General features: G+C 44.4%; 24 protein-coding genes. 15 read left to right on the top strand and 9 right to left on the bottom strand.

What is annotated here, in order from left to right; genetic code table 11:
- Window positions 1-1137, bottom strand: a complete 1137-nt coding sequence (nagA, locus tag ITG09_11955; GenBank protein UPR51405.1) for an N-acetylglucosamine-6-phosphate deacetylase — start codon at window positions 1135-1137, stop codon at window positions 1-3.
- 475 nt (window positions 1138-1612) lie between these two features.
- Here nagA and ITG09_11950 point away from each other — a divergent pair, with 475 nt between their 5' ends.
- The gene (locus ITG09_11950) at window positions 1613-3172 is read left to right on the top strand and encodes a PTS transporter subunit EIIC (protein ID UPR51404.1); all 1560 of its coding nucleotides are present in this window, start codon (window positions 1613-1615) and stop codon (window positions 3170-3172) included.
- 302 nt (window positions 3173-3474) lie between these two features.
- The gene (gene glnS, locus ITG09_11945) at window positions 3475-5142 is read left to right on the top strand and encodes a glutamine--tRNA ligase (protein ID UPR51403.1); all 1668 of its coding nucleotides are present in this window, start codon (window positions 3475-3477) and stop codon (window positions 5140-5142) included.
- 148 nt (window positions 5143-5290) lie between these two features.
- On the opposite strand, the gene fur is transcribed toward glnS, so the two are convergent.
- Window positions 5291-5740 carry a ferric iron uptake transcriptional regulator gene (fur, locus tag ITG09_11940; GenBank protein ID UPR51402.1) on the bottom strand — a complete coding sequence of 150 codons (450 nt, stop codon included), beginning with the start codon at window positions 5738-5740 and terminating at the stop codon, window positions 5291-5293.
- Between the two features lie 207 nt (window positions 5741-5947).
- On the opposite strand from fur, the gene ITG09_11935 reads away from it, so the two are divergent.
- Entirely contained in the window at window positions 5948-6454 is a 507-nt protein-coding gene (locus tag ITG09_11935) for a DUF4442 domain-containing protein (protein UPR51401.1), read from the top strand.
- Window positions 6455-6550: 96 nt separating this feature from the next.
- Here ITG09_11935 and fldA read toward each other — a convergent pair whose 3' ends face one another.
- The 3 genes from fldA to ITG09_11920 form a co-directional block, all read right to left on the bottom strand.
- The gene (gene fldA, locus ITG09_11930) at window positions 6551-7084 is read right to left on the bottom strand and encodes a flavodoxin FldA (protein ID UPR51400.1); all 534 of its coding nucleotides are present in this window, start codon (window positions 7082-7084) and stop codon (window positions 6551-6553) included.
- Between the two features lie 58 nt (window positions 7085-7142).
- Window positions 7143-7361 (bottom strand): DUF2788 domain-containing protein, encoded by a 219-nt coding sequence (locus ITG09_11925; GenBank protein UPR51399.1) that lies wholly within the window; start codon window positions 7359-7361, stop codon window positions 7143-7145.
- A gap of 108 nt (window positions 7362-7469) precedes the next feature.
- Window positions 7470-8231, bottom strand: coding sequence for an alpha/beta fold hydrolase (locus ITG09_11920; protein UPR53637.1), 762 nt, complete (start codon window positions 8229-8231; stop codon window positions 7470-7472).
- A 93-nt stretch (window positions 8232-8324) separates the two neighbouring features.
- On the opposite strand from ITG09_11920, the gene seqA reads away from it, so the two are divergent.
- Both seqA and pgm read left to right on the top strand, forming a co-directional pair.
- Window positions 8325-8864: a replication initiation negative regulator SeqA gene (seqA, locus tag ITG09_11915; GenBank protein UPR51398.1), complete on the top strand. Its 540-nt coding sequence runs from the start codon at window positions 8325-8327 to the stop codon at window positions 8862-8864.
- 93 nt (window positions 8865-8957) lie between these two features.
- A complete protein-coding gene (pgm, locus tag ITG09_11910; GenBank protein UPR51397.1) occupies window positions 8958-10604 on the top strand; it encodes a phosphoglucomutase (alpha-D-glucose-1,6-bisphosphate-dependent) in 1647 nt (548 codons plus the stop codon).
- Window positions 10605-10725: 121 nt separating this feature from the next.
- Here pgm and ITG09_11905 read toward each other — a convergent pair whose 3' ends face one another.
- Window positions 10726-11484, bottom strand: coding sequence for a DUF1853 family protein (locus ITG09_11905; protein ID UPR51396.1), 759 nt, complete (start codon window positions 11482-11484; stop codon window positions 10726-10728).
- Between the two features lie 90 nt (window positions 11485-11574).
- On the opposite strand from ITG09_11905, the gene ITG09_11900 reads away from it, so the two are divergent.
- Window positions 11575-12333 (top strand): Nif3-like dinuclear metal center hexameric protein, encoded by a 759-nt coding sequence (locus ITG09_11900; GenBank protein UPR51395.1) that lies wholly within the window; start codon window positions 11575-11577, stop codon window positions 12331-12333.
- A gap of 136 nt (window positions 12334-12469) precedes the next feature.
- Here ITG09_11900 and ITG09_11895 read toward each other — a convergent pair whose 3' ends face one another.
- A complete protein-coding gene (locus tag ITG09_11895) occupies window positions 12470-13759 on the bottom strand; it encodes a citrate synthase (GenBank protein UPR51394.1) in 1290 nt (429 codons plus the stop codon).
- Between the two features lie 417 nt (window positions 13760-14176).
- Here ITG09_11895 and sdhC point away from each other — a divergent pair, with 417 nt between their 5' ends.
- The 8 genes from sdhC to sucD all read left to right on the top strand — a co-directional run bounded on the left by sdhC (window position 14177) and on the right by sucD (window position 23792).
- Entirely contained in the window at window positions 14177-14569 is a 393-nt protein-coding gene (gene sdhC / locus ITG09_11890) for a succinate dehydrogenase cytochrome b556 subunit (protein UPR51393.1), read from the top strand.
- A complete protein-coding gene (sdhD, locus tag ITG09_11885; protein ID UPR51392.1) occupies window positions 14563-14910 on the top strand; it encodes a succinate dehydrogenase, hydrophobic membrane anchor protein in 348 nt (115 codons plus the stop codon). The genes sdhC and sdhD overlap by 7 nt, the downstream gene beginning before the upstream one ends.
- Complete coding sequence (gene sdhA / locus ITG09_11880; protein ID UPR51391.1) at window positions 14911-16677, top strand: succinate dehydrogenase flavoprotein subunit; 1767 nt, start codon at window positions 14911-14913, stop codon at window positions 16675-16677.
- 12 nt (window positions 16678-16689) lie between these two features.
- Window positions 16690-17403, top strand: coding sequence for a succinate dehydrogenase iron-sulfur subunit (locus tag ITG09_11875; GenBank protein UPR51390.1), 714 nt, complete (start codon window positions 16690-16692; stop codon window positions 17401-17403).
- A 97-nt stretch (window positions 17404-17500) separates the two neighbouring features.
- Window positions 17501-20317, top strand: a complete 2817-nt coding sequence (sucA, locus tag ITG09_11870; protein ID UPR51389.1) for a 2-oxoglutarate dehydrogenase E1 component — start codon at window positions 17501-17503, stop codon at window positions 20315-20317.
- A 21-nt stretch (window positions 20318-20338) separates the two neighbouring features.
- Entirely contained in the window at window positions 20339-21547 is a 1209-nt protein-coding gene (gene odhB / locus ITG09_11865; protein UPR51388.1) for a 2-oxoglutarate dehydrogenase complex dihydrolipoyllysine-residue succinyltransferase, read from the top strand.
- Between the two features lie 206 nt (window positions 21548-21753).
- A complete protein-coding gene (gene sucC, locus ITG09_11860; protein ID UPR51387.1) occupies window positions 21754-22920 on the top strand; it encodes an ADP-forming succinate--CoA ligase subunit beta in 1167 nt (388 codons plus the stop codon).
- Complete coding sequence (gene sucD, locus ITG09_11855) at window positions 22920-23792, top strand: succinate--CoA ligase subunit alpha (GenBank protein ID UPR51386.1); 873 nt, start codon at window positions 22920-22922, stop codon at window positions 23790-23792. Before sucC ends, sucD begins: the two co-directional genes overlap by 1 nt.
- Before the next feature lie 121 nt (window positions 23793-23913).
- On the opposite strand, the gene znuB is transcribed toward sucD, so the two are convergent.
- Complete coding sequence (gene znuB / locus ITG09_11850; protein UPR51385.1) at window positions 23914-24699, bottom strand: zinc ABC transporter permease subunit ZnuB; 786 nt, start codon at window positions 24697-24699, stop codon at window positions 23914-23916.
- The gene (gene znuC / locus ITG09_11845; protein ID UPR51384.1) at window positions 24699-25481 is read right to left on the bottom strand and encodes a zinc ABC transporter ATP-binding protein ZnuC; all 783 of its coding nucleotides are present in this window, start codon (window positions 25479-25481) and stop codon (window positions 24699-24701) included. The genes znuB and znuC overlap by 1 nt, the downstream gene beginning before the upstream one ends.
- 83 nt (window positions 25482-25564) lie before the next feature.
- Between znuC and znuA the strand changes: the two genes are divergently transcribed.
- The gene (gene znuA, locus ITG09_11840; GenBank protein ID UPR51383.1) at window positions 25565-26455 is read left to right on the top strand and encodes a zinc ABC transporter substrate-binding protein ZnuA; all 891 of its coding nucleotides are present in this window, start codon (window positions 25565-25567) and stop codon (window positions 26453-26455) included.
- Window positions 26456-26617 lie beyond the last annotated feature (162 nt).

The raw sequence follows: 26617 nt of genomic DNA, 5'->3' as shown, positions 1-26617 counted from the left end.
TTAATTGTGCTCGTATTGTCCGTTAACAACAGTCGCTTTAACGTTAAAATCTCGGTCAAATACAGCTAGGTTTGCAACCATGCCTTTTTTGATTCGACCTAGCTTGCTTTCTACACCGATAGCCGTAGCTGGGTATAGCGTAGCCATGCGAAGAGCTTCGTCTAAAGCGATACCAGCGTGCTCAACTGTATTCTGAACTGCTTCAATCATAGTCAGAGCTGAGCCGCCCAGTGTGCCGTTTTCATCAACACACTTACCATCTCGGTAATATACTTTCTTACCGACAAAAATAAAGTATTCCATGTCAGCACCTGCAGGAGCTGTGGCATCCGTCACTAATACCAACTTTTCTCCCTTGATTTTATGCGCAATTCTGATGTTTGCGTAATCAACATGGAAACCGTCCGCAATAATACCAGCGTAAACCTCTGGTGTGTCGTAAATCGCGCCTACAACGCCAGGCTCACGACCAACCATTGGCGTCATTGCATTGAATAGATGAGTAGCGAATGTGATACCAGATTCGAAACCTTGGCGCGCTTCTGCGTAAGTTGCGTTGGTGTGACCGATAGAAACGACAACGCCAGCTTTGTGTAGGCGTTCGATGTGTTCTGGTTCGTTAAGCTCTGGAGCCAATGTTACTTTTGCAACAAGGTCACGGTTTTCACAGATAAGCTCAATCATTTCGCTGTCAGATTTACGAATGTGATCGACGCTATGGATGCCTTTTTTCGCAACGTTTAGGTAAGGGCCTTCAAGGTGCAGACCTAAAGATTGGTTCTGGTACTGGTTGTGGTATTCACGCGCAGCCGTAATAACCGCACGCATATCTTCGTCTGAAGAGGTGATAAGCGTCGGTAGGAAGCTAGTACAGCCAGATTTCAGGTTTGCTTTGTGCATGATCTGCATGGTTTCTGCAGTGATCTCATCGTTAAGCATTACACCGCCACAACCATTCAGTTGTAGGTCAATGAAACCTGGGCTTAGGTTTGCACCATCTAGGTCGCGAACCTCGATTCCTTCTGGCAATTCAGAGATAGGACAGACTTTTTTGATCAGTTCGTTTTCGATTACAACAGCATGATCGGTTAGAACATCACTACCAGTGTAAATTTTACAGTTACTTAGCGCGTACATAGTCAGCTAATCCTTATTTCGTGAGATCTTTAAAATTCGTTCGTTACCTAAATGCGGACTTAGTTTGCGAGCATCATTTACGTAACGATTTATCTTTTATGGGCAAACGGCTTCAAAACGGGAAGCGATTTAAGTTGTTGAAAAATATATGAACAATTGATCTTTATTATACATTTAGGTTCATCGTTAATGATTATTCACGATGCTCTATAAGCTCGGAGATACCATCTTTTTGCCTAATGATTAGATTTGGATTTTATCTATAAATGTTCATTTTTTTGAATGATAAAATAAGTTTTATGATCTCGCTAGCAAAAACCTTTGGATTTGGTAAAAACTGGTGATTAGGATCACAAATGGTAAGGTTTTAATTTGCGGAGCAAAATTAATTGAATACACTGAATAGGACTAAATTGAGCGACTAAAATAAGTTTCTCAAACGAATTCTAAAAAATCCTATAGGGGGAAACAACTGGTGAATATTCTAGGATATGCACAGAAGCTTGGTAAGGCGTTAATGCTACCAATCGCAACGCTTCCGATTGCGGCGCTTCTTTTACGTTTAGGTCAAGGCGATCTACTTGATATTCCATTCATGGCGCAAGCTGGTGGTGCTATCTTCGGTAACCTACCATTGCTCTTTGGTCTAGGTATCGCGATTGGTCTTTCTAAAGACGGTAACGGCGCAGCGGGTCTTGCTGGTGCAGTTGCTTACTTCGTACTAACTGCTACAGCAACGACAATTAACGCAGACGTTAACATGTCATTCTTCGGCGGTATCTTCGCAGGTATCATCGCAGGTCACTCTTACAACGCTTTCCATGCAACACGCCTTCCTGAGTGGCTGGCTTTCTTCGCGGGTAAACGTTTAGTACCTATCATGGCCGGTCTATTTGCACTTGTTGCAGGTGCTGTGTCTGGTGTGGTTTGGCCTGGTGTTCAATCTGGTCTAGACGCACTTGCTCATGCAGTATCAACGTCTGGCGCTATCGGCCAATTCGTATACGGTACTCTTAACCGTGCACTTATCCCTGTAGGTCTACACCATGTATTGAACTCATACTTCTGGTTCGGTATGGGTACATGTCAAGAAATCATCGTTGCTGGTCAAGGCGCATTCGCTAACATCACTCAACTTTGTGTTGACCCAGCACTTGCTAAAACTCTAGTTGTTGGCCAAGAGCACACATTCACATTCGCTAACTCTGTAACTCCAGAAATCACTACTGTAGTTAAAGAAGTGACTGAAACTGTTAAATCTGGCGACCTACACCGTTTCTTCGGCGGCGATAAAGGCGCTGGTGTATTCATGAACGGCTTCTTCCCAGTAATGATGTTCGGTCTACCAGGTGCTGCACTTGCAATGTACCTAGCTGCTCCTGCTGAAAAACGTAGCCAAGTTGGTGGCGCACTATTCTCAGTTGCATTCTGTTCATTCCTAACAGGCATCACAGAGCCGCTAGAATTCATGTTCGTATTCCTAGCTCCTGCTCTATACGCAATGCACGCTGTATTTACAGGTCTGTCTCTAGTAGTTGCTAACATGTTTGGCACTCTGCATGGTTTCGGTTTCTCTGCTGGTCTTATCGACTTCGTATTGAACTGGGGTCTAGCAACTAAACCATTCGTACTACTACTAATCGGCCTTGGTTTCGGTGCTCTATACTTCTTCACTTTCTCTTTCGCAATCCGCGCTTTCAACTTGAAATCGCCAGGTCGTGAAGATGATGACGAAGCTGTTGCTGCTCCTGCTGGCGACGCACCAAAGGGTGAAGTTGCTCGTCAATACCTTAAAGCTCTAGGTGGTCACGAGAACCTTACTTCAATCGATGCTTGTATCACTCGTCTACGTCTAACGCTAAAAGACCGCTCTATCGCTGATGAAGTTGTTCTTAAGAAGCTCGGCGCTAAAGGTGTGGTTAAACTAGGTGAAAACAACCTACAGGTTATCCTAGGTCCACTAGCTGAAATCGTAGCTGGCGAAATGAAAGCTATCGGTGCAGGCGAAGACCTATCTGATGTAAAACTTCCATAGTAAGGGAAGTACTTAATTAAGACGTAAAGTTACTCTTAAGTAAGTGTCAAATTGAAAGCCTCCCAGATGGGAGGCTTTTTTGTGCCTGTTGTTTAAGACGAGCGAACACGGTTCGTTCTATTCTTCATCGAATAGCAGAAATAATCGCAATTAACGGACGGTTCTTATTGTGCAAAGGCTAAGAATTGTGGATGATTAGCAACAATGATCTTTCTATCTTTGACTGGCGCTACAAGCGACCATTTTCTTGGAGACGAAAGATAACTTTCTCTGACAATACTAAATACATAGAGGTGCTATAGATGAGTGAAGCTGAGGCTCGTCCATCGAATTTCATTCGCCAAATTATTGATAAAGATTTAGCGGATGGTACACACAGTAGCGTGCATACTCGTTTCCCGCCGGAGCCAAATGGCTACCTGCACATTGGTCACGCTAAATCTATTTGCTTAAACTTTGGTATTGCTCAGGACTACCAGGGACAATGTAATCTTCGTTTCGATGATACAAACCCTGAAAAAGAAGACGTTGAATACGTTGAGTCAATTAAGAATGATGTAAGCTGGTTAGGCTTCGAATGGTCTGGTGATATTTGTTACTCATCAAACTACTTCGATACGCTTTACGCTTATGCTGTGGAATTAATTAATAAAGGCTTAGCGTATGTTGACGAGCTAAGTCCTGATCAAATCCGTGAGTACCGTGGCACGCTAAAAGAGCCAGGTAAAGCGAGCCCATACCGTGACCGCAGCCCTGAAGAGAACCTAGCGTTGTTTGAAAAAATGCGTGACGGTGGCTTTGAAGAAGGTAAAGCGTGTCTACGTGCTAAGATCGACATGAGCTCTTCATTCATGGTAATGCGCGATCCTGTTATCTACCGTGTTCGTTTTGCTCACCACCATCAAACTGCTGACAAGTGGTGCATTTACCCAATGTACGACTTTACTCACTGTATCTCTGATGCGCTGGAAGGTATTACGCACTCTATCTGTACGCTTGAATTCCAAGATAACCGTCGTTTGTACGATTGGGTTCTAGATAACATCACGATCGATTGCCAACCTCGTCAGTACGAGTTTAGCCGTCTGAATCTTGAATACACAGTGATGTCTAAGCGTAAGCTGAACCAACTTGTGGTTGAAAACCTAGTTCAAGGTTGGGATGACCCACGTATGCCTACTATTTCAGGCCTACGTCGTCGTGGTTTTACTTCAAGCTCGATTCGTGAATTCTGTAAACGTATTGGCGTGACTAAGCAAGAGAACATGATTGAGTTCGGTTCACTTGAATCTTGCATCCGTGATGATCTGAACGAAAATGCACCTCGTGCAATGGCTGTTCTTGACCCAGTTAAGATTGTTATCGAAAATTACGAAGTAGATGCAGTAGAAACGCTAACGGTTGCAAACCACCCAAACAAGCCAGAAATGGGCACTCGTGAAGTACCATTTACCCGTGAAGTTTGGATTGAGCATGATGACTTCCGTGAAGAAGCAAACAAAAAGTACAAGCGTTTAGTTTTAGGTAAAGAAGTTCGTCTACGTGGCGCTTACGTGATCAAAGCTGAACGTATCGAAAAAGATGCAGAAGGCAACATTACGACTATCTTCTGTTCTTACGACAATGAAACATTGGGTAAGAACCCTGCAGATGGCCGCAAAGTGAAAGGCGTTATCCACTGGGTATCTGCTGATAAAGCGTTGCCTGCTGAGATTCGTTTGTACGATCGTCTATTCACAGTGGCAAATCCAGCCGCTGCTGATGACTTCGCTGCAACGCTAAACCCTGAATCACTTGTTACGCTAAACGGTTTTGTTGAACCTAGCCTAGCAGAAGGTGTGGCAGAGCAAGCGTACCAGTTTGAACGTACAGGTTACTTCTGTTTGGATTCGAAAGACTCTAAAGCAGACGCACTAGTCTTCAACCGCACGGTTGGTCTACGTGACACTTGGGGTAAAACTGAAGCTTGATGCTTGAGTACTTAGTTTGTTAAAAGCGACCCAATAAAAAACCGGCTTAGAGCCGGTTTTTTTGTGCTTGAATAAGTCGTTGAGCTAATAGCAGTCGAGTTGGATTCCACCCTACATAAAAAACGCCGGTCTAAGCCAGCGTTCTGCATTACTTCTTCGCTTTGTGCGCGTCTGGATTGCCTTTGCAATCTCCGGTAATACTTTTTCCGTACAAGTACAAACTGTGGTTGGTCAGTTTCACATTGTAACGCTCTGCGATTTCTTTCTGTCTTTCTTCGATGATGTCATCAGAGAATTCGATCACTTCGCCACAGTCTAGACACACAAGGTGGTCGTGGTGGTGCTGTGTAGAAAGTTCAAATACAGACTTGCCGCCTTCGAAGTGGTGGCGAGTTACAATGCCAGCGTCATCGAATTGGTTAAGTACTCGATAAACGGTTGCAAGACCGATTTCTTCACCTAGGTCGATCAGCTTCTTATATAAATCTTCAGCACTAATATGTTGGCAGTCTGGCTGTTGTAATACTTCTAAAATTTTGAGCCGTGGAAGGGTCACTTTAAGACCAGCATCTTTTAGCGCTTGATTATTGTCTGACATATACTTTCCTGTTGATGATCTGCCGCGATTAACAGAATTCAATATTAATACCATTATAGTTTAGTCAGGCATAACAATAAACCACGAACTTCAAAGGGTTACTCACTGACATCACAATCTGTTTTGTAAAATAGAAGCATCTCACTTATAGTGGAGGTAAGACCAGTCAAGGTGACGGTGTTTCTGATATGAACATGGAATGTTGTTATGAATAAGCAACTCGCAAAAATCTACAAACCGAACATTGTAAAGTTCGCACTCAATATCTGGCCACCTTTCTGGGGGGCGGGTATTCGTATTGCTCATATAAGCCCTGATTTTAGAATTGTTAAGACAGTATTAAAACTACGCTGGTGGAACAAGAACGCCAATCGTACTCAATATGGCGGCAGTATCTTTTCTCTTACCGATCCCGTTTACTCATTGATGTTAATGGGAATTTTAGGGGAGAGATATTATGTTTGGGATAAAGAAGCGAGCATTAACTTCATCAAGCCGGGGCAATCGGACTTGTATGCAGATTTTGAGATAAGCCAAGGACAGCTTGACGATATCTATCGTCAGACGCAGCTCGGTGAAAAGTGTTTTCCTGAATTTATTATTCACGTGAAAGATAAGCAGGGGAATGTGGTTTCGGAAATTCAACGCACCCTCTATGTAAGAAAGAAGCCGCAATTTAGAGACGATGACGAAGCATTAGAAGCTGAGTGCTAATTAATAGATTTTAAATAGCAAAAAACCTCCCGTTAGGAGGTTTTTTCATATCTACATAATGGTTATTAATTGTAACAATTAACCACCATCAGAGAATTAGTCTTCTAGCTCAGCTAGGCACATTTCTTCGTGGATTTGTTTAACCCAGTTAGATACGCGCTCATCTGTTAGCTCAGGTTGACGGTCTTCATCGATACATAGACCAACGAATTGGCTGTCATCGCCTTCAACTAAACCTTTCGATGCTTCGAATTCGTAGCCTTCAGTTGACGTGTGACCTAGGATAGTACCGCCTTTTGCTTCAACGATGTCACGGATAGTACCCATAGCATCACAGAAGTATTCTGCGTAATCTTCTTGGTCGCCACAACCAAAGATAGCAACAAGCTTAGTTGAGAAATCAATAGCTTCTAGCTCTGGGAAAAAGTCATCCCAATCACATTGTGCTTCGCCGTAGTACCACGTAGGGATACCAAGCAACAGTAGATCGAAGTTATCGATATCTTCTTTGCTGCTTTTTGCAATGTCTTGAACGTGAACGAGCTGTTTGCTCAATTGCTTTTGAATCATCTTAGCAACAGCTTCAGTGTTACCTGTATCGCTACCAAAGAAGAGACCTACACTTGCCATAGAATCATTACCTTTCATTTTGTCTGTTGTCGGTGTAATAAAGTTCGGAAGAGAATCGTTAGATCCCAGTTCCTTCCCAGCTTAGTTGGATTATCCCTTTGGCAATAAAGCCCGCACAGCCAAGGAAAAGTACTAACCATACGATGCGACGACCAAATGGAGGAACATTTCCCTGCTTGAGAACATCCTTAATTGCCATACCGATTAAAAAGAAAATCGCGGCAAATAGGAGATCTAAACCAACAGATTCAATGATGTTCATGTAGTCGTAAAGCATGGGAACCTTATATACCAATTTTGCTTGGGCGCACTATATCACTGTTGCGAGATAAAGTTAATGTGCAGTGATTACTCAGCTCTCATTTATCTGCATGAAAAAGCGCGCTTAAGCGATGAATTTTCGAATTGCTCTGAGTACTTCAGCTGGCTTTTCTGCGTGTAGCCAGTGACCCGTATTCGCAATGACGTGTGCCTTTGCGTTAGAAAATTGCTGCTGAACCGCGGTTTGGTGTTCAGCCGTGAGGTAGTCAGAATCTCCACCTTTTATTAGCAAGGTTTTGACCGAGGTTTTGTCGATCGGTTCCCAGCCAATGATGTGCGCGTAATTTGCGAGCAGGGATGCGACGTTAAAGCGCCACTCCATGATACCTTGATCTGTTTTAAATAAAGATTTGGTCAAGAACTGGCGAACGCCATCAATCTCGATATGTTTTGCGAGAACCTTTAGTGCCTCTGAGCGCGAGGTTGGTTGTTCTTCGATCACGGCTTGCAGGCCGGCGAATACGTTATCGTGACGGCTCTGAGTGTACGTAACCGGTGCCATGTCCAGCACAACCAATTTACGCAGTTCGAGATGTTGGGTTAGCGCCATCGCGACTTTGCCACCCATAGAGTGACCAATCACAGTCACATCTTCTAGTTCAAGATCATTCAGCAGTTGAGCCACATCTTGTGCCATCGCTTGATAGTTGTGAGTGTCACTATGGAAAGATTGGCCGTGGTTACGTAGATCGATACTAAGCACTTGATGATCGGCTTTTAGATCCCTAGCGAGCAAGCCAAGGTTGTCCAGATTACCGAATAATCCATGGATCAAAACAATGGTGTGACCCTCACCTTCAATTTTATAGTTGAGCTGTACTGACATTTTTATCTTATTCATGGTGGGTTTGACGTAGAGTATCCGCGCGGATCTCGCTATAATCCCCCAGAGTTTAAACATTGAGATTGTGAAAAGCGAATGAAAACAATTGAGGTTGATGAGGACCTATACCGTTTTATTGCGGGTCAGACAGAACGTATTGGCGAAAGCGCTTCAGATATTCTGCGCCGCTTGTTACAGGTTGATAGCCAAGGCATGGTTCCGATCGAAGAGATCGTTGAGCCAAAAGGTATCGTTGTTAGCAAAGAGGTAGGCTTTACTCCAGAGAAGTTCGATGGCGTTAAAGAAATGCGCTCACTACTAATATCAGATGAGTTTGCATCACTAAAGAAAGCCATTGATCGTTTCATGCTTGTGTTATCAACACTGCATAAAATCGACCCTTTAAGCTTTTCAGAAGCAACTCAAGTAAAAGGCCGTAAGCGTGTTTACTTTGCAGATAACGAAGAGACGTTGTTAGCAAACGGGAATACAACCAAGCCTAAAGCGATCCCACACAGTCCTTTTTGGGTTATTACTAATAATAATACTAGCCGTAAAAGACAGATGGTTGAGCAGCTTATGAGCCGCATGAATTTCCAAGCAGAATTGATAGAAAAAGTAACAGGTTCAATTTAAAGAAATCTGATTTAAACCTCATAATATCCATGGATAAGAAGATATTATGAGGTTTTTTTGTTTTTAAATTTTTATATATAAGGATGTCGAAAAATGGCTATGCACCCTCGTGCCGGGCAAAAAGCTCAGCAGGAAGATCTTCATAATATTCCGGCTTTAGTGGCTAACTATTTCTTACAGCAACCGGATGCTAGTAACCCAGACCATAAAGTTCTATTCGGTACTTCGGGTCACCGTGGTACAGCAGACAAATCAACATTTAACGAAAACCATATTCTAGCGATTGCTCAAGCGGTTGCTGAGGTTCGTGCTGAGCAGGGTACAACAGGCCCACTTTTCTTAGGTAAAGATACTCACGCTCTTTCTGAGCCTGCGTTTTCTACTGTTATCGAAGTGCTTGTAGCGAACGGTGTTGAAGTTATTATTCAAGAAAAAAATGGCTTTACTCCAACACCAGGCATCTCGCACGCGATCCTTACGCACAACCTAGTAAATGATAAAAAAGCCGACGGCATTGTTATCACACCTTCACATAACCCACCTCAAGACGGCGGTATTAAATACAATCCAACACACGGTGGCCCTGCTGAAGCTGAGCTAACTCAAGCTATTGAAGATCGTGCGAACGTGATCATTGCTGAGCAAATGCAAGGTGTTAAACGTACTCCTATCGCTCTAGCTAAACAGTCTGATTTAGTAAAAGAAGTTGATCTCGTTGCTCCTTACGTTGCTGACTTGGTTAACGTGGTTGATATGGAAGCGATCCAGAAAGCAAACATCAAGATTGGTGTTGACCCACTAGGTGGTAGCGGCATCGATTACTGGCGTCAAATCGGCAAAGCGTACAACCTAGATCTTACTCTGGTAAGTGAAGCGGTTGATCCTTCGTTCCAGTTTATGTCTTTAGATAAAGATGGCGTGGTTCGTATGGATTGTTCTTCTCCGTACGCGATGTCAGGTTTACTGGCCCTTAAAGACGATTATCAATTAGCGTTTGGTAACGACCCTGATTACGATCGTCACGGCATTGTTACGCCAAAAGGCCTAATGAATCCAAACCATTTCCTAGCAGTTTGTATCGACTACTTATACCGTAACCGTGAAGGTTGGGGTAAAGACGTTGCTGTTGGTAAAACACTGGTATCAAGTGCATTGATTGACCGTGTTGTTGCTGACCTAGGTCGTGAACTTTGTGAAGTGCCAGTTGGTTTCAAATGGTTCGTTGATGGCTTATACAACGGTCAGTTTGGTTTCGGTGGCGAAGAGAGTGCGGGTGCCTCTTTCTTACGTAAAGACGGAATGCCTTGGTCAACAGATAAAGATGGCCTAATTCTTTGCTTACTTGCGGCTGAGATCACAGCGGTAACGGGTAAGAACCCACAAGAATATTACGAAGAGCTTGCTGCTAAACACGGCGAATCTAAGTACAACCGTATTCAAGCGGTAGCAAATGGCGCACAAAAAGACGTGCTGAAGAAGCTGTCTCCAGAGATGGTTTCGGCTGAAACACTTGCTGGCGATTCGATTACTGCACGTTTAACACATGCTCCAGGTAATGGCGCTGCGATTGGTGGCCTGAAAGTGACAACTGAAAACGGTTGGTTTGCTGCTCGTCCATCAGGTACTGAAGATATCTACAAGATCTACTGTGAAAGCTTTAAGGGTGAAGAGCACCTGAAAGCAATCGAAGCAGAAGCTCAAGAGATTGTGAACCAAGTATTTGCAGCGGCTGGCCTATAATCGAATCTCGATTACTAGAGTTGCTACGTAAATAGAAGAAGGGTTGATGTGAAAGCATCAACCCTTTTTATTTGTGTTGGTTTCGTATAAGCGGGAAAGGTATGTGAGTTAATTCGGACGACTAACCGTGTGGCCAACTTTGTGGCATCACAAACCAGAATTGCCCAGATTGGGTTTGCCCATGTACAAATCGATCACCAAACTCGGTGATGGGTTTACCGCTGAAATCATCCGTCCCAGCTGCCCATTGTTCTTTGGTGAGGGGGTAGAGCGCTTCGGTGATTAGATGAGCTTGGTTTTGATAGCACCAAAACCCGTTTACTTGACTTGAATTAATGTCGTAGCCCAAACATTCGTTCGGTACGCTTTGCTCTAAAAAAGGGTTGGTGTATAGACGCCCCTGCATGAGGAGGTGTTTTGAGTCGATATCGATCTCTGGGTACTGCTCAATAAAAGCGGCTGAAGATGACATTCCAAGCTGATGGCTGAGCATTCTATCGAGCTTCTTATCCAATTGGTCATGAGAGTTGGGGCCAAACCATGTTTGCTCATGAAGTAGGTAAAATTTAATCGCGACCTCCCAGTGTTCTAACTTTTGGTTGTTCGCGTCTTCGAGAATAAAGTCGATAGCACCTAGTGTTCTACCCTCAACATTAATCTGAATCTCATCGTGCTTGATTGAATAATTATCCGAAGCAGTGATGACTTGTTCACATAGGTGTTGGTAGAGAAAGCCTAATCTAGGGTTACCATTATAAGTATGTGATTCGTTGAGCTCTTGGTAGTTTGAGAATGCACTGAGGTCAGAAATCGGTGGCTTGATTTCTAGTAATGGCGGTGAGTCGATGACCCATTGATAAAAACGTTGCAGTGCTGTCATCTGTTCCTCATAAACTCATCGTGGGGCTTTCGACATTCTACCCGTAAATTGATATAACGACGTTATTATAAAGGTAAGCTGGAAAGAAAAATGAATAACTTACAATTAGAAAAGCTACTTAACGAAAAACTGCAGCCTCAGCAGATTAAAGATTACTGTCCTAATGGTCTTCAAGTTGAAGGTGCAACAGAAGTGAAGCGAATCGTTACTGGTGTGACAGCTTCTCAAGCCTTGATTGATAAAGCGGTAGAACTGAACGCAGACGCTTTGTTAGTCCATCACGGCTTTTTCTGGAAAGGTGAGTCAGAAGCAATTCGTGGCATGAAGGGCAAGCGTATTCGTACCCTGATTAAAAATGACATCAACCTTTTAGGTTATCACTTACCACTTGATATCCACCCTGAACTTGGTAACAACGCAAAATTGGCAGAGTTACTTGAGATAGAAGTTGAAGGTGGTTTGGAAGGACACCCACAATCGGTTGCTATGTTTGGCAAACTAAAAACACCAATGACAGGTGCTGAATTCGCAGCAAAAATCGATCAAGTTCTAAATCGTAAACCACTGCATATCGCTCCAGAAAACCAAGACAAAATGATTACGACCGTCGGTTGGTGTACTGGTGGTGGTCAAGATTACATTGAGCTAGCGGCTTCTCAAGGCATTGATGCTTTTATCTCTGGTGAAATTTCAGAGCGCACAACCTACTCAGCACGCGAGCAAGACATTCATTATTTTGCTGCTGGCCACCATGCGACTGAACGCTACGGTGTAAAAGCACTAGGTGAGTGGTTAGCAAAAGAGCATGGCTTGGATGTTGAGTTTATTGATATCGATAATCCAGTGTAGCCATATTTAGAGGTAGTAACTCTCTGGATATTTGTACCTTCATTGAAGTGAGACGAAATGCTGGAAGACAAAAAAGGGTTGATGTTAATGCATCAACCCTTTTTGATTTTAATCGATTAGAAAAGTCTAAACTTTACTATTCGCGCTCGTGTAGAGCTTGGAAATCACGCTGTTCTTCACCAGTGTACAACTGACGAGGACGACCGATACGGTTCGTCGGATCGCTGTGCATTTCGTTCCAGTGAGCAATCCAACCGATGGTACGAGACATCGCGAAGATTACAGTAAACATAGATACTGGAATACCGATTGCTTTCAGAATGATACCTGAGTAGAAATCTACGTTCGGGTATAGCTTCTTAGAAACAAAGTACTCATCAGAAAGAGCGATACGCTCAAGTTCCATAGCTACGTCTAGTAGTGGGTCTTGGATGTTTAGCTCTTTAAGTACTTCGTGACATGCTTCGCGCATTACTGTTGCACGTGGATCGTAGTTCTTGTAAACACGGTGACCGAAGCCCATCAAACGGAATGGGTCATCTTTGTCTTTTGCTTTCGCAACGTATTCTTCAATGTTATCTACGCTACCGATCTCTTCAAGCATGCGCAGACAAGCTTCGTTTGCACCGCCGTGAGCTGGGCCCCAAAGTGATGCGATACCTGCTGCGATACACGCAAACGGGTTAGCACCAGATGAACCAGCAAGACGCACTGTAGACGTAGAAGCGTTCTGTTCGTGGTCAGCGTGTAGAGTAAAGATTTTATCCATTGCACGAGCAACGATAGGGTTCACTTCATACTCTTCACATGGGTTTGCAAACATCATGTGTAAGAAGTTTTCTGCGTAGCCTAGGTCGTTACGTGGGTAGATAAACGGCTGACCGATTGAATATTTGTAACACATTGCAGCCAGTGTTGGCATTTTTGAAATCAGGCGGTATGCCGCAATTTCACGGTGTGTATCGTTGTTGACATCAAGTGAGTCGTGGTAGAACGCCGCTAGAGCGCCTACAACACCACACATTACAGCCATAGGGTGAGCGTCACGACGGAAGCCGTGGAAGAAACTAGCGATTTGCTCATGCACCATAGTGTGACGTGTCACGGTAGTCTTGAACTTTTCGTACTCAGCTCGAGATGGGGCTTCACCGTAAAGAAGTATGTAACATACTTCTAAGTAATCAGCGTTATTGGCAAGTTGGTCAATTGGATAACCACGATGTAAAAGGATACCTTTTCCACCGTCAATAAAAGTGATTTGAGACTCACAGGATGCAGTGGCAAGAAAACCAGGGTCAAAAGTGAAAAAACCATTAGAACCTAGTGTACGAACATCGATCACTGGAGTACCAAGTACACCTTCTGTAATCGGCAGCTCGATTGGCGCTTGACCTTCAATGTGAAGGGTAGCTTTCTTATCCGCCATAACAATCTCCTTTGTTTATTATTTAATCCGTCCAGGATGTTTATGTGCCATTTTTTTACTGGTCTTACGTGGGAAAGTCAATTTTTCTGAAGCTTTGTGTGCACTTGTTAGTGTTTTTTACATTAAATTCGTTAAAAATCTGGTCTGTGTAGCATTATTTGTTACATCAATTGTATTAGAATGTTGCCAGCCGTATAGTGGCGCTGAAAAGTTTGGTTAAAACCTTATAAATGCAAGGCTAAGAAGAAATGTGAGGTGTCTTTCTTAATCGAGCAGTTAACAATTATTTTACAATTATCTAAGGCTCAACTTCAGTTATTTGTTAAGTTAATGTTAAATTTTGAAGGTTTGCAATCAAATTTTGTCCATAACAATATCATAAGGTTATTTAATGACCATAATGCTCAATGGAGCTGAGTGAGCAAGCCCGTGAAAGAAAGAAAGACAAGACCTGTTAATTTAGATTTACAGACCATCCACTTTCCAATCACAGCAATAGCTTCCATCCTACACCGTGTGTCTGGGGTGATAACTTTTGTCGCGATTGGAATTTTGCTTTGGTTACTATCCACTTCCCTCTCATCCCCAGTAGGCTTTGCCGAAGCTAGCGACATTGTCGACGGTTTCTTTGTGAAGTTTATCCTGTGGGGCATTTTAACCGCTTTGGCTTACCACATTGCTGGTGGTATTCGTCACCTTCTTATGGACCTAGGTCACTTTGAAGAGCTGGAATCTGGCGCTAAGAGCGCTAAGGTTGCATTCGCAGCAACAGCGGTATTGTCTCTACTAGCGGGGATCTTAGTATGGTAAACAACGTTTCTACTTTTGGTCGTAATGGTGTCCACGATTATCTATTGATTCGTGCAACTGCCATCATTATGACGCTTTACACTATCTACCTAGTTAGCTTCTGTGCTTTCTCTGGTGATATCTCTTACGCATCTTGGACGCAATTCTTTGGTGGAACCTTCACTAAAGTCTTCACCATGTTAGCGCTTACTTCTGTTTTGGTTCACGCGTGGATCGGCCTATGGCAAGTACTAACTGACTACATCAAATGCGCAAAACTGCGTGTTGGTCTTCAAGTCGGTGTTGTTGCAGTTCTTCTTGGATATTTCTTCTCTGGTCTGTTTATTTTGTGGGGTGCGTAAGTGACTATTCCTGTTCGTGAGTTTGATGCCGTAGTTATCGGCGCTGGTGGTGCAGGTATGCGTGCCGCACTGCAAATTTCTGAGCAAGGCCTTTCTTGTGCATTGCTTTCTAAAGTTTTCCCTACTCGTTCTCATACGGTTTCAGCGCAAGGCGGCATCACTGTTGCTCTTGGTAACGCGCATGAAGACCATTGGGAACAACACATGTATGACACAGTAAAAGGTTCTGATTACATCGGTGACCAAGACGCTATCGAATACATGTGTAAAAACGGTCCTGAGTCGGTAATCGAACTTGAAAAGATGGGCCTACCTTTCTCTCGTTTTGAGAACGGTACTATTTACCAGCGTCCTTTCGGTGGTCAATCTAAAAACTTTGGTGGTGAGCAAGCGGCTCGTACCGCAGCGGCAGCCGACCGTACTGGTCACGCTCTGCTTCACACGCTTTACCAACAAAACATTAAACACAAAACGACCGTTTTCTCTGAGTGGTATGCACTGGATCTTGTTAAGAACGAAGATGGTGCAATCTTAGGTACTACTGCGCTTTGTATGGAAACGGGTGAGGTTTGCTACTTCAAAGCGAAGGCAACAATCCTTGCTACTGGTGGTGCTGGTCGTATCTACGCATCAACAACCAATGCACACATTAATACTGGTGACGGTGTTGGTATGGCGATTCGTGCAGGCGTTCCTATGCAAGACATCGAAATGTGGCAGTTCCACCCAACGGGTATCGCTGGTGCAGGTGTATTGGTAACGGAAGGTTGTCGTGGTGAAGGTGGTTACCTTCTTAATAAAGACGGCGAACGCTTCATGGAACGTTACGCACCAAACGCTAAAGACTTAGCGGGTCGTGATGTTGTTGCTCGTTCAATGATGGTTGAAATCCGTGAAGGTCGCGGCTGCGATGGCCCTTGGGGTCCACACATCAAGCTGAAACTTGATCACCTAGGTAAAGAGACACTTGAATCTCGTCTTCCTGGTGTATGTGAACTGTCTCGTACCTTTGCTCACGTTGATCCAGTAAAAGAGCCAATCCCAGTAATCCCAACATGTCACTACATGATGGGTGGTGTTCCAACACAAGTTTCTGGTCAAGCTATTAAGCAAACTGAAGATGGCACCGATGTTGAAATCCAAGGTCTATTTGCTTGTGGCGAAATCGCATCAGTATCAGTACACGGTGCAAACCGACTAGGTGGTAACTCACTACTTGATTTGGTGGTATTTGGTCGTGCAACAGGTCTACACCTAGGTGAGACTCTGAAGAAGCAAGACGAAGCGAAACCAGCAACGGAAGCAGACATTGAGCGTTCTCTAGAACGTTACAACCGTTGGGAAAACAGTACTGACGGCGAAGATCCAGCGCAAATCCGTAAAGATCTTCAACAATGTATGCAGAACAACTTCTCCGTATTCCGTGAAGGCAAAGCAATGGCTGAAGGCCTAGAAGAGCTTAAAGCGATTCGCGAGCGTCTGAAGAATGCACACCTATCTGACAAGTCGACAGAGTTCAACACTCAACGTATCGAGTGTCTAGAGCTTGAAAACCTGATGGAAACTGCATTCGCAACAGCGGTTGCTGCAAACTTCCGTACAGAGAGCCGTGGCGCACACGCTCGATTCGATTTCCCTGACCGTGATGATGAGCAATGGCTATGCCACTCTCTTTACAATCCAGAGTCAGAGAGCATGACTAAGCGTGGTGTAAACATGGAACCTATCCATCGTGAAGCGTTCCCACCAAAAGCACGTACGTACTAAGGAGATATGACCATGAAACTGAATTTCTCTTTATACCGTTACAATCCAGATGTCGACCAGAAGCCTTATATGAAGGAATACACCCTAGAGGTGGATGAAGGTTCAGACATGATGCTTTTGGACGCGCTTATTCTGTTGAAAGAGCAAGATCCAACTATCTCATTCCGTCGCTCATGCCGTGAAGGTGTATGTGGTTCGGATGGTTTGAACATGAATGGTAAAAATGGTCTGGCGTGTATCACTCCATTGTCTGCGCTTTCTGGCCAAGACAAAATTGTGATTCGCCCACTGCCTGGCTTACCCGTTGTTCGTGACCTGATTGTAGACATGACTCAGTTCTACGATAACTACGAAAAAGTGAAGCCATTCTTAGTGTCTGATGGCAATGTGCCACCGGCTCGTGAAAACTTACAAAGCCCTGATGAGCGTGCTCATTTAGATGGATTGTACGAATGTATCATGTGTGCATGTTGTACAACGTCATGCCCATCGTTCTGGTGGAACCCTGACAAATTCATCGGACCAGCAGGCCTGCTTGCAGCGTACCGTTGGCTAATTGATAGCCGAGATACAGCGACAGACGAACGTTTGTCCGATCTTGATGATGCATTTAGCGTTTTTCGTTGCCATGGCATCATGAATTGTGTAAGTGTTTGTCCTAAGGGATTAAATCCGACGAAAGCGATTGGTCATATCAAGACCATGCTAGTGAATCGTTCGGTTTAAGTTATATAAAAATTGCCGCCCTAGAAGTTTTGGGGCGGCCTTTTAATAGCTCGGCATAGACCGCAGCAAACGTGAAAACTACTGGTTAAGGGAAAATATGCACAACGGCGTGATGAAGGCATGGCTCGAGTCTTCACACTTGGCTGGCGCCAATGCAACGTACGTAGAAGAACTCTATGAACTGTATCTAAGTGACCCAGATTCGGTAAGTGACGAATGGAGAAGTGTTTTTGAAGAACTGCCTGTGCAAGCTTCAGAGACAGTGGAACAACCACACTCTCGTGTTCGTGAATACTTCCGTCGACTCGCTCAAGAAACAAAGCATTACAGTGTCCAAGTTAGTGATCCAGATGTCGATGCGAAACAAGTAAAGGTTCTGCAACTTATTAATGCCTATCGATTCCGAGGGCATCAAGCAGCAAATCTAGACCCCCTAGGTTTATGGAAAAGAGCGACAGTTGATGAACTGGACCCTTCTTTCCACACTCTTACCGAAGATGACCTCAATGAGACGTTTAACGTCGGCTCTTACGCCATTGGCCAAGAGACGATGGTGCTTAAAGATCTCTACAAATCTCTAAAGCAAACGTATTGTGGCTCTATTGGTGCTGAATACATGCACATGACAAATACAGAGCAAAAGCGTTGGATCCAACAACGTTTAGAGTCTGTATCGGGTCAGCCCTCTTTCAACAAAGAAGAAAAGCAAGCTTTCCTAGAAGAGCTAACTGCTGCTGAAGGTCTTGAGCGCTATCTTGGTGCTAAATTCCCAGGCGCAAAACGCTTCTCGTTGGAAGGTGGTGATGCGCTTATCCCAATGACGAAAGAAATTATTCGTCATGCTGGCGGACAAGGCATGCGTGAAGTTGTTGTTGGTATGGCTCACCGTGGTCGTCTAAACATGTTGGTCAACGTGCTTGGTAAAAAGCCACAAGACCTGTTTGACGAGTTTGCCGGCAAGCACGATGACACGTGGGGTACTGGTGATGTGAAATACCACCAAGGTTTCTCTGCGGACTTCGCAACGCCAGGCGGCAACGTTCACTTAGCACTAGCATTTAACCCATCTCACTTAGAAATCGTAAACCCGGTAGTTATCGGTTCAGTACGTGCACGTCAAGATCGCCTTGGTGATAACGACGGTAGCCGTGTACTTCCTATTACTATCCACGGTGACTCAGCTATCGCGGGTCAGGGTGTAGTACAAGAGACGTTTAACATGTCTCAAGCGCGTGGTTTCTGTGTTGGTGGTACGGTTCGTATCGTTGTAAACAACCAAGTTGGTTTTACAACGTCTAACCCTCGCGATACACGCTCTACGATGTACTGTACCGATATCGCGAAGATGGTTCAGGCTCCGATTTTCCACGTTAACTCTGATGATCCAGAAGCGGTTGCGTTCGTTGCGCGTCTTGCATTGGATTACCGTAATACGTTTAAGCGTGATGTTGTTATTGATTTGGTTTGTTACCGTCGCCACGGTCACAACGAAGCCGATGAGCCGAATGCAACACAGCCTTTGATGTACCAAAAAATTAAGAAGCACCCAACGCCACGTAAGCTTTACGCTGACGTGCTAATGGAGCGCGGTGAGTTTGGTATTGATACAGCAACTCAACTCGTTAATGAATATCGTGATGCACTTGATCACGGTGAAGTTGTGGTAAAAGAGTGGCGCCCAATGGCACTTCACTCTGTGGACTGGTCTCCTTACCTAGGTCACGATTGGAATATCGAGTGGGATAACAAGATTGATATCGAGCGCCTGAAAGAGCTTGGTACTAAACTTTGCCAATACCCAGACAGCCACAAGCTGCAAAGCCGAGTAAATAAACTGTACAACGATCGTACTGCCATGGTGAATGGTGAGAAACAAGTCGATTGGGGTATGGCTGAAACTTTGGCTTACGCAACACTTGTTGATGACGGTAAGCGTATTCGTATCTCAGGCCAAGATTCAGGTCGTGGTACGTTCTTCCACCGTCACTCAGTATTGCACAATCAATCAGATGCAAGCACGTATGTTCCTCTTGCGAACATTCACGATAAACAAGGGCCTTTCCAAGTGTTTGACTCTGTGTTATCTGAAGAAGCGGTACTCGCATTTGAGTATGGTTATGCAACAGCAGAGCCAAGCGGTCTAACCCTTTGGGAAGCACAATTTGGTGACTTCGCAAACGGTGCACAAGTTGTTATCGACCAATTCATTTCATCAGGTGAGCAAAAGTGGGCACGTCTATGTGGTTTAACTATGCTGCTTCCTCACGGTTATGAAGGCCAAGGCCCAGAACACTCTTCTGCACGTCTTGAGCGTTACCTTCAGTTATGTGCTGAACAAAATATGCAGGTTGTTGTTCCTTCAACACCGGCACAGGTTTACCACATGATTCGCCGTCAGGTTGTTCGACCAATGCGTCGTCCACTGATTGTAATGTCACCTAAGTCATTGCTTCGTCACCCTCTGTGTACTTCTTCTCTTGAAGATTTGGCAGAAGGCACGTTCCAACCAGCTATCGCAGAAATTGATGATCTGGCTCCTGAGAACGTAAAACGCGTCGTGTTCTGTTCAGGTAAGGTTTACTTTGACCTGCTTGACCAAAGACGTAAGAACGAGCAAGACGATGTCGCTATTGTACGTATTGAGCAACTTTACCCGTTCCCTTATGAGGACGTGAGAGCTGCCATCGCACAATACACAAATGTAGTCGATTACGTTTGGTGTCAAGAAGAGCCACAAAACCAAGGTGCTTGGTACAGTAGCCAACATAATTTCCGAGCTGCTATCCCAGTAGGTGCTGATATTCAATACGCAGGTCGTCCTGCATCAGCATCACCAGCTGTTGGCTATATGTCAGTACACTTGAAACAACAAAAAGCGTTAGTTGACGACGCTTTGACCCTACTTAAGAACTAGAAGTAAAAGGAAAATACGCACATGACAATTGAAATTCTGGTTCCAGATTTACCTGAATCTGTGGCTGATGCAACAGTTGCTACTTGGCACAAAAAACCGGGCGAAGCGGTTGCACGTGATGAAGTCATTGTAGATATCGAAACAGATAAAGTAGTTCTAGAAGTACCGGCTCCTGAAGCGGGTGTTCTGGAAGCTATCATCGAAGAAGAGGGTGCTACGGTACTTTCTAAGCAGCTTCTGGCTAAAATCAAGCCGGGTGCTGTCGCTGGTGAACCAACGAAAGACACCACTGAAGATACAGAAGCATCTCCTGATAAGCGCCATAAAGCTGCGCTAACAGAAGAGAACAACGATGCATTAAGCCCAGCTGTTCGTCGTCTGCTTGCAGAGCACAACCTACAACCAGCTGACGTTAAAGGCACTGGTGTTGGTGGTCGTATTACTCGTGAAGACATCGACGCACACCTAGCAGCAGCGAAAGCGGCTCCGGCAGCAGCATCTGCACCAGCAGTTGAAGCGCCAGCAGCGGCTCGTAGCCAAAAACGCGTGCCTATGACTCGCCTACGTAAGACAGTTGCAAACCGTCTTCTAGAAGCGAAGAACAGCACAGCAATGCTGACTACTTTCAACGAAGTGAACATGAAGCCAATCATGGACCTTCGTAAGCAGTACAAAGACCAATTCGAGAAGCGTCACGATACGCGTCTTGGTTTCATGTCTTTCTACGTGAAAGCAGTAACAGAAGCACTGAAACGTTTCCCAGAAGTTAACGCTTCTATTGATGGTACAGATATCGTTTACCACAACTACTTCGACATCAGCATGGCAGTATCAACGCCACGTGGTCTAGTGACTCCAGTACTGAAAGACTGTGACACACTAGGTTTCGCTGACATCGAAAAAGGCATCAAAGAGCTAGCAATCAAAGGCCGTGACGGCAAGCTAACTGTTGATGAGCTGATGGGCGGTAACTTCACTATCACGAACGGTGGTGTATTTGGTTCTCTAATGTCTACGCCAATCATCAACCCGCCTCAAGCGGCAATTTTGGGTATGCACAAAATCCAAGATCGTCCAATGGCTGTTGATGGCAAGGTTGAGATCTTACCAATGATGTACCTAGCGCTTTCTTACGATCACCGTCTAATCGACGGCCGTGAATCAGTTGGCTTCCTAGTGACAATCAAAGAGCTTCTAGAAGATCCTGCACGTCTGCTATTAGACGTTTAGTATCTCTAAAACGTCTAGTTAACCCAGTTAGCTAGACGTAAAAAGTTTCAAAGGCTAGGCTGCTCAACGTCTGGCCTTCACTTGAACTGTAAAGCCATTAGAAAATGGACAGCAGTTGATTTGAGAAGACCCTACAGACGTAACACAGGAAACTGTGTCGTTATGGAAATAATAATCCCTTAAGGGAAAATAAACGGAATATCAAAATGAATTTGCATGAATACCAAGCCAAACAGCTGTTTGCAGAATTCGGTTTGCCTGTACCAGAAGGTTTCGCATGTGATACTGCACAAGAAGCTTTCGAAGCTGCGGGTCGTATCAGTACAGCCAAGAAAGTCGTTAAGTGTCAAGTACACGCTGGTGGCCGCGGTAAAGCGGGCGGCGTAGAGCTACATGACACAAAAGAAGGCGTTAAAGAGTTTGCACAAAAGTGGCTAGGTAAAAACCTAGTGACTTACCAAACAGACGCTAATGGTCAGCCTGTAACAAAGATCCTAGTTGAAGAAGCATCGAACATTGCTAACGAACTTTACCTAGGTGCTGTTGTTGACCGTGCAACACGCAAAATTGTATTCATGGCGTCAACTGAAGGCGGTGTGGACATTGAGAAAATCGCTGAAGAAACGCCAGAGTTGATTCACCAATCAGCGATCGATCCTCTAGTGGGCCCTCAAGCTTACCAAGGCCGTGAACTTGCGTTCAAACTTGGTCTAGTTGGCGATCAAATTAAACAGTTCGTTAAGATCTTCATGGGTCTTGGCCAAATGTTCTCTCAGTACGACCTAGCTCTACTAGAAATCAACCCGCTTGTAATTACTGGCGAAGGCAACCTGCTTTGTCTAGACGGCAAGATCAACATCGACTCAAACGCGATGTACCGTCAGCCTAAACTACGTGAAATGCACGATCCATCTCAAGAAGATGAGCGTGAAGCACACGCAGCACAGTGGGAACTGAACTACGTAGCACTAGATGGCAACGTTGGCTGTATGGTTAACGGTGCAGGCCTTGCGATGGGTACGATGGATATCGTAAACCTACACGGCGGCAAGCCAGCAAACTTCCTTGATGTAGGCGGCGGCGCGACCAAAGAGCGTGTAGCTGAAGCATTCAAGATCATCCTTTCTGATGACAATGTTAAAGCAGTACTAGTAAACATTTTCGGTGGCATCGTTCGTTGCGACATGATCGCTGAAGGTATTATCGGTGCGGTTAAAGAAGTTGGCGTAACAGTTCCTGTAGTTGTTCGTCTAGAAGGTACTAACGCAGACCTAGGTCGCGAAGTACTTGCTAATTCTGATGTTGATATCATTGCAGCTGAATCTCTAACAGATGCTGCTCAGAAAGTTGTTGCTGCTGCGGAGGCTAAATAATGTCTGTATTAATTAACAAAGACACTAAAGTAATCTGTCAGGGTTTCACTGGCGGTCAAGGTACATTCCACTCAGACCAAGCTATCGCATACGGTACGCAAATGGTTGGTGGTGTTTCGCCTGGTAAGGGTGGTCAAACTCACCTAGGCCTTCCAGTATTCAACACAGTACGTGAAGCAGTAGAAGTAACTGGCGCAACAGCAACAGTTATCTACGTACCAGCTCCTTTCTGTAAAGATGCAATCCTAGAAGCGATTGATGCAGGTATCGAACTGATCGTAACGATCACTGAAGGTATCCCAACAACAGATATGATCGACGTTAAAGTGAAGCTAGAAGAAACTGGCGTTCGCATGATCGGTCCTAACTGTCCGGGTCTTATCACTCCAGACGAGTGTAAGATTGGTATCATGCCTGGTCATATCCACAAGAAGGGTAAAGTAGGTATCGTATCTCGCAGCGGTACTCTGACGTACGAAGCAGTTAAGCAAACAACAGATGAAGGCTTTGGTCAGTCTACATGTGTTGGTATCGGTGGTGACCCAATCCCAGGTTCAAACTTCATTGATATCCTAAAACTTTTCCAAGAAGACCCAGAGACTGAAGCAATCGTAATGATTGGTGAGATTGGTGGTACTGCGGAAGAAGAAGCGGCTGAGTTCATCAAAGCGAATGTAACTAAGCCAGTTGTTTCTTACATCGCTGGTGTTACGGCTCCTCCGGGTAAACGTATGGGCCACGCAGGCGCAATCATTTCTGGCGGTAAAGGTACAGCTGAAGATAAATTCGCAGCACTAGAAGCAGCAGGTGTTAAGACAGTTAAGTCTCTTGCTGACATCGGTAAAGGCCTACGTGAAATCACAGGTTGGTAATCAGCTAACTTTTATCGAGAGAGATAGAAGCTAACTGAACGATATTAAAAAGGCTTGGTCATTATTGACCAAGCCTTTTTTATGTTCTTGAGATACGAGATACGAGATACGAATCGTATGACTACGCTCGGGTCTTCACCATTTGAGATAGCATAAACATCGCAGCTGCACTGATAACCACAGAAGGGCCTGCAGGCGTGTCATAGAACCAAGACAAGCTTAATCCACCGAATACAGAGATAGAGCCAATAATCGATGCGAGGAATGCCATCTGCTCAGGTGTATTGGAGAACTTTCTTGCTGTTGCTGCAGGAATAATCAGTAGCGATGTCATAATCAACGCACCCACAAATTTCATACCGACAGCAATCACGATACCAACAAGCAGCATCAAAATAAGACGCATTAAATCAATGTTGATGCCGTCAACAGCCGCGAGATCTTCGTTAACGGTTGTTGATAATAGTGGTCGCCAAAAGATAGCCAGTACCAATCCTATCACTGCAGCACCCGCATAGATGAATACTAAATCAGTCGGAGATACCGCCAGCAAGTCACCAAATAGGTAGCTCATCAGATCAACACGAACATTATCTAAGAAGCTGACAGCAACCAAACCAAGTGATAGTGCACTGTGCGCCAAAATCCCGAGTAGGGTATCGGTCGCGACCAGTTTTTGTTTTTGTAATGTCACGAGCAACACTGCCAGCATCAAACAACAGATCAGTAACGCAAAGTACAAGTTAATGTTGAACAGGAAACCAAGCGCTAAGCCCATTAGAGAGGCGTGTGCAAGAGTGTCACCAAAGTAAGCCATCTTGCGCCACACCACGAACGAACCCAGTGGGCCAGCAATAAGAGCAATGCCTAAGCCTGCAAGAATAGAAGGTAGAAGAAACTCAAGCATTAGTGGTGATGTCCGTGTTTATGGTTGGAGCAGTCGTGCACATCCCCGGAAACTGGCTTGCCTGCCAAGTCATGGTGATGGTGGTCATGTTGGTGGTGGTAGAAAGCTAAGCTCTCTTGAACCGCAGTCCCAAATAGCGCGATATAAGAAGGGTGATGTTTAATATCAGCCGGTGCGCCAGAACAGCAGATGTGATGGTGCAAACAGATCACATCGTCTGTTTTTGCCATCACTAAGTGTAAGTCGTGTGAAACCATAAACACAGCGCAACCAAAGCGGTGACGGATGGAGTCGATCAGGTCGTAAAGATCGATTTGGCCTTGTACATCAACACCTTGTGCGGGCTCATCAAGAACGAGCAGATCGGGTCTTTTCAATAGAGAGCGAGCGATCAGCACGCGTTGGTTTTCGCCACCAGACAGTTGGTGCATGTTACTTTTCATCAGGTGTTCAGCGCCCACTAGCATCAAAGATTCTAGAATTTCTTGTTTGCTGAATTTTCCTGTGAGCTTAAGAAAACGCTCTACATTAAGAGGTAGAGAGTCGTTCAGCTTTAGCTTTTGAGGAACATAACCAATTTTTAGTTTTTTTGATTTGGTGATCTTTCCGGAATATTTGTGTTGGAGCCCTAGTAGTACCTTAACTAAGGTTGATTTTCCCGCGCCATTTGGCCCAATTAGGGTAGTGATTCTGCCACGCTCTAAATTTAGAGAGATGTTGTCTAAAACTTTTCGACCGTCAAATTCGACGCTCACAGAATCTAGTTGGATTAAGTTATCCATGAATAGAACTCATTTGCAATTCGCTAATGTTATAATGTAACATTTACCTCAAGCCTAAGCTACTTTTCTATTATCGAGGGATTATGTCACGTTCATCTTTTATACTTGCTACTTTGCTTTTAGCGCCAAGTGTTGCAAGTGCCAATACTATTTTAACAAGTTTTAAACCAATTCAAATGATTGTGACGGAATTAACGCAAGGCGTTAGTGAACCGGATGTGTTGATGAACAGCAATGCTTCGCCGCACGATTATGCGCTTAAGCCATCTGATGTGAAAAAAGTTCACAGTGCAGACATGGTGGTTTGGTTCGGTCCTGACCTAGAAGCCTTCTTGACGAAAGTGATTGGTTCAAAAGAGAACGTTATCCAGATCAGTGAGATCCCTGACATTAATTTGCGAGAGTTCGGACACGAAGAGCATGACCACGATGCACATGAAGGCCACAACCACGGTAGCCATGACCCGCATTTTTGGTTAGGTATCGATCAAGTTGAAGTAGCCGCAAAATATATATCGGCTAAGTTAATTGAATCTGACCCAGACAATACGATGGCGTACCAAGAGAATCTAGATTCATTCCTGATTACATTGAAAGAGAAGCAACAGTCTATTCGAGAGCAACTAGCACCTGTGAAAGACAACGGTTACTACGTTTTTCATGATGCGTATGGTTACTTTGAGCAAGAGTTTGAACTAAATAATTTAGGTCATTTTACTGTGAGTCCAGAGCGTAAGCCTGGTGCAAAAAGCCTGATCGCCATTAAGAAAACGATAGTACGTGAAAACGTTCAATGTGTGTTTTCTGAGCCTCAATTTACACCCGCTGTGATTGAATCAGTGACGCGCGGAAGTAACGCGAAGCAAGGTCAACTGGATCCAATCGGCTCAACAGTTGAAGTGAAGAGCGGAAGTTATTTTGATTTTCTTCAGCAACTTACGGACAGCTACACAAGTTGCTTAAGCGGGAAATAAGTCATAACGAGTATTCTTTACTCTACTTTGCTCTCGTTAATTTATGAATCATGCCGCTTTTTGCGGCATTTTCGTGACCGCTAAGATAAAACCTCTCAACAAATAACAAACCTCCTTTCTCCTTTTCTAATTTCCGCTAAAATAGAAAGATAATAATAAGCA

The organism is Vibrio cyclitrophicus (assembly GCA_023206055.1).
Lineage (GTDB): Bacteria > Pseudomonadota > Gammaproteobacteria > Enterobacterales > Vibrionaceae > Vibrio > Vibrio cyclitrophicus_A.
The sequence above is the reverse complement of the archived record's forward strand: the minus strand, read 5'-3'. Positions and strand labels throughout refer to the sequence as shown.

What these genes read in the sequence shown, in the direction of transcription:
- nagA (UPR51405.1), bottom strand. Translation starts at nt 1,137, where the DNA reads ATGTACGCGCTAAGTAACTGTAAAATTTACACTGGTAGTGATGTTCTA.
- glnS (UPR51403.1), top strand. Translation starts at nt 3,475, where the DNA reads ATGAGTGAAGCTGAGGCTCGTCCATCGAATTTCATTCGCCAAATTATT.
- fur (UPR51402.1), bottom strand. Translation starts at nt 5,740, where the DNA reads ATGTCAGACAATAATCAAGCGCTAAAAGATGCTGGTCTTAAAGTGACC.
- ITG09_11935 (UPR51401.1), top strand. Translation starts at nt 5,948, where the DNA reads ATGAATAAGCAACTCGCAAAAATCTACAAACCGAACATTGTAAAGTTC.
- fldA (UPR51400.1), bottom strand. Translation starts at nt 7,084, where the DNA reads ATGGCAAGTGTAGGTCTCTTCTTTGGTAGCGATACAGGTAACACTGAA.
- ITG09_11925 (UPR51399.1), bottom strand. Translation starts at nt 7,361, where the DNA reads ATGCTTTACGACTACATGAACATCATTGAATCTGTTGGTTTAGATCTC.
- ITG09_11920 (UPR53637.1), bottom strand. Translation starts at nt 8,231, where the DNA reads ATGTCAGTACAGCTCAACTATAAAATTGAAGGTGAGGGTCACACCATT.
- seqA (UPR51398.1), top strand. Translation starts at nt 8,325, where the DNA reads ATGAAAACAATTGAGGTTGATGAGGACCTATACCGTTTTATTGCGGGT.
- pgm (UPR51397.1), top strand. Translation starts at nt 8,958, where the DNA reads ATGGCTATGCACCCTCGTGCCGGGCAAAAAGCTCAGCAGGAAGATCTT.
- ITG09_11905 (UPR51396.1), bottom strand. Translation starts at nt 11,484, where the DNA reads ATGACAGCACTGCAACGTTTTTATCAATGGGTCATCGACTCACCGCCA.
- ITG09_11900 (UPR51395.1), top strand. Translation starts at nt 11,575, where the DNA reads ATGAATAACTTACAATTAGAAAAGCTACTTAACGAAAAACTGCAGCCT.
- ITG09_11895 (UPR51394.1), bottom strand. Translation starts at nt 13,759, where the DNA reads ATGGCGGATAAGAAAGCTACCCTTCACATTGAAGGTCAAGCGCCAATC.
- sdhD (UPR51392.1), top strand. Translation starts at nt 14,563, where the DNA reads ATGGTAAACAACGTTTCTACTTTTGGTCGTAATGGTGTCCACGATTAT.
- ITG09_11875 (UPR51390.1), top strand. Translation starts at nt 16,690, where the DNA reads ATGAAACTGAATTTCTCTTTATACCGTTACAATCCAGATGTCGACCAG.
- sucA (UPR51389.1), top strand. Translation starts at nt 17,501, where the DNA reads ATGCACAACGGCGTGATGAAGGCATGGCTCGAGTCTTCACACTTGGCT.
- odhB (UPR51388.1), top strand. Translation starts at nt 20,339, where the DNA reads ATGACAATTGAAATTCTGGTTCCAGATTTACCTGAATCTGTGGCTGAT.
- sucC (UPR51387.1), top strand. Translation starts at nt 21,754, where the DNA reads ATGAATTTGCATGAATACCAAGCCAAACAGCTGTTTGCAGAATTCGGT.
- sucD (UPR51386.1), top strand. Translation starts at nt 22,920, where the DNA reads ATGTCTGTATTAATTAACAAAGACACTAAAGTAATCTGTCAGGGTTTC.
- znuB (UPR51385.1), bottom strand. Translation starts at nt 24,699, where the DNA reads ATGCTTGAGTTTCTTCTACCTTCTATTCTTGCAGGCTTAGGCATTGCT.
- znuC (UPR51384.1), bottom strand. Translation starts at nt 25,481, where the DNA reads ATGGATAACTTAATCCAACTAGATTCTGTGAGCGTCGAATTTGACGGT.
- znuA (UPR51383.1), top strand. Translation starts at nt 25,565, where the DNA reads ATGTCACGTTCATCTTTTATACTTGCTACTTTGCTTTTAGCGCCAAGT.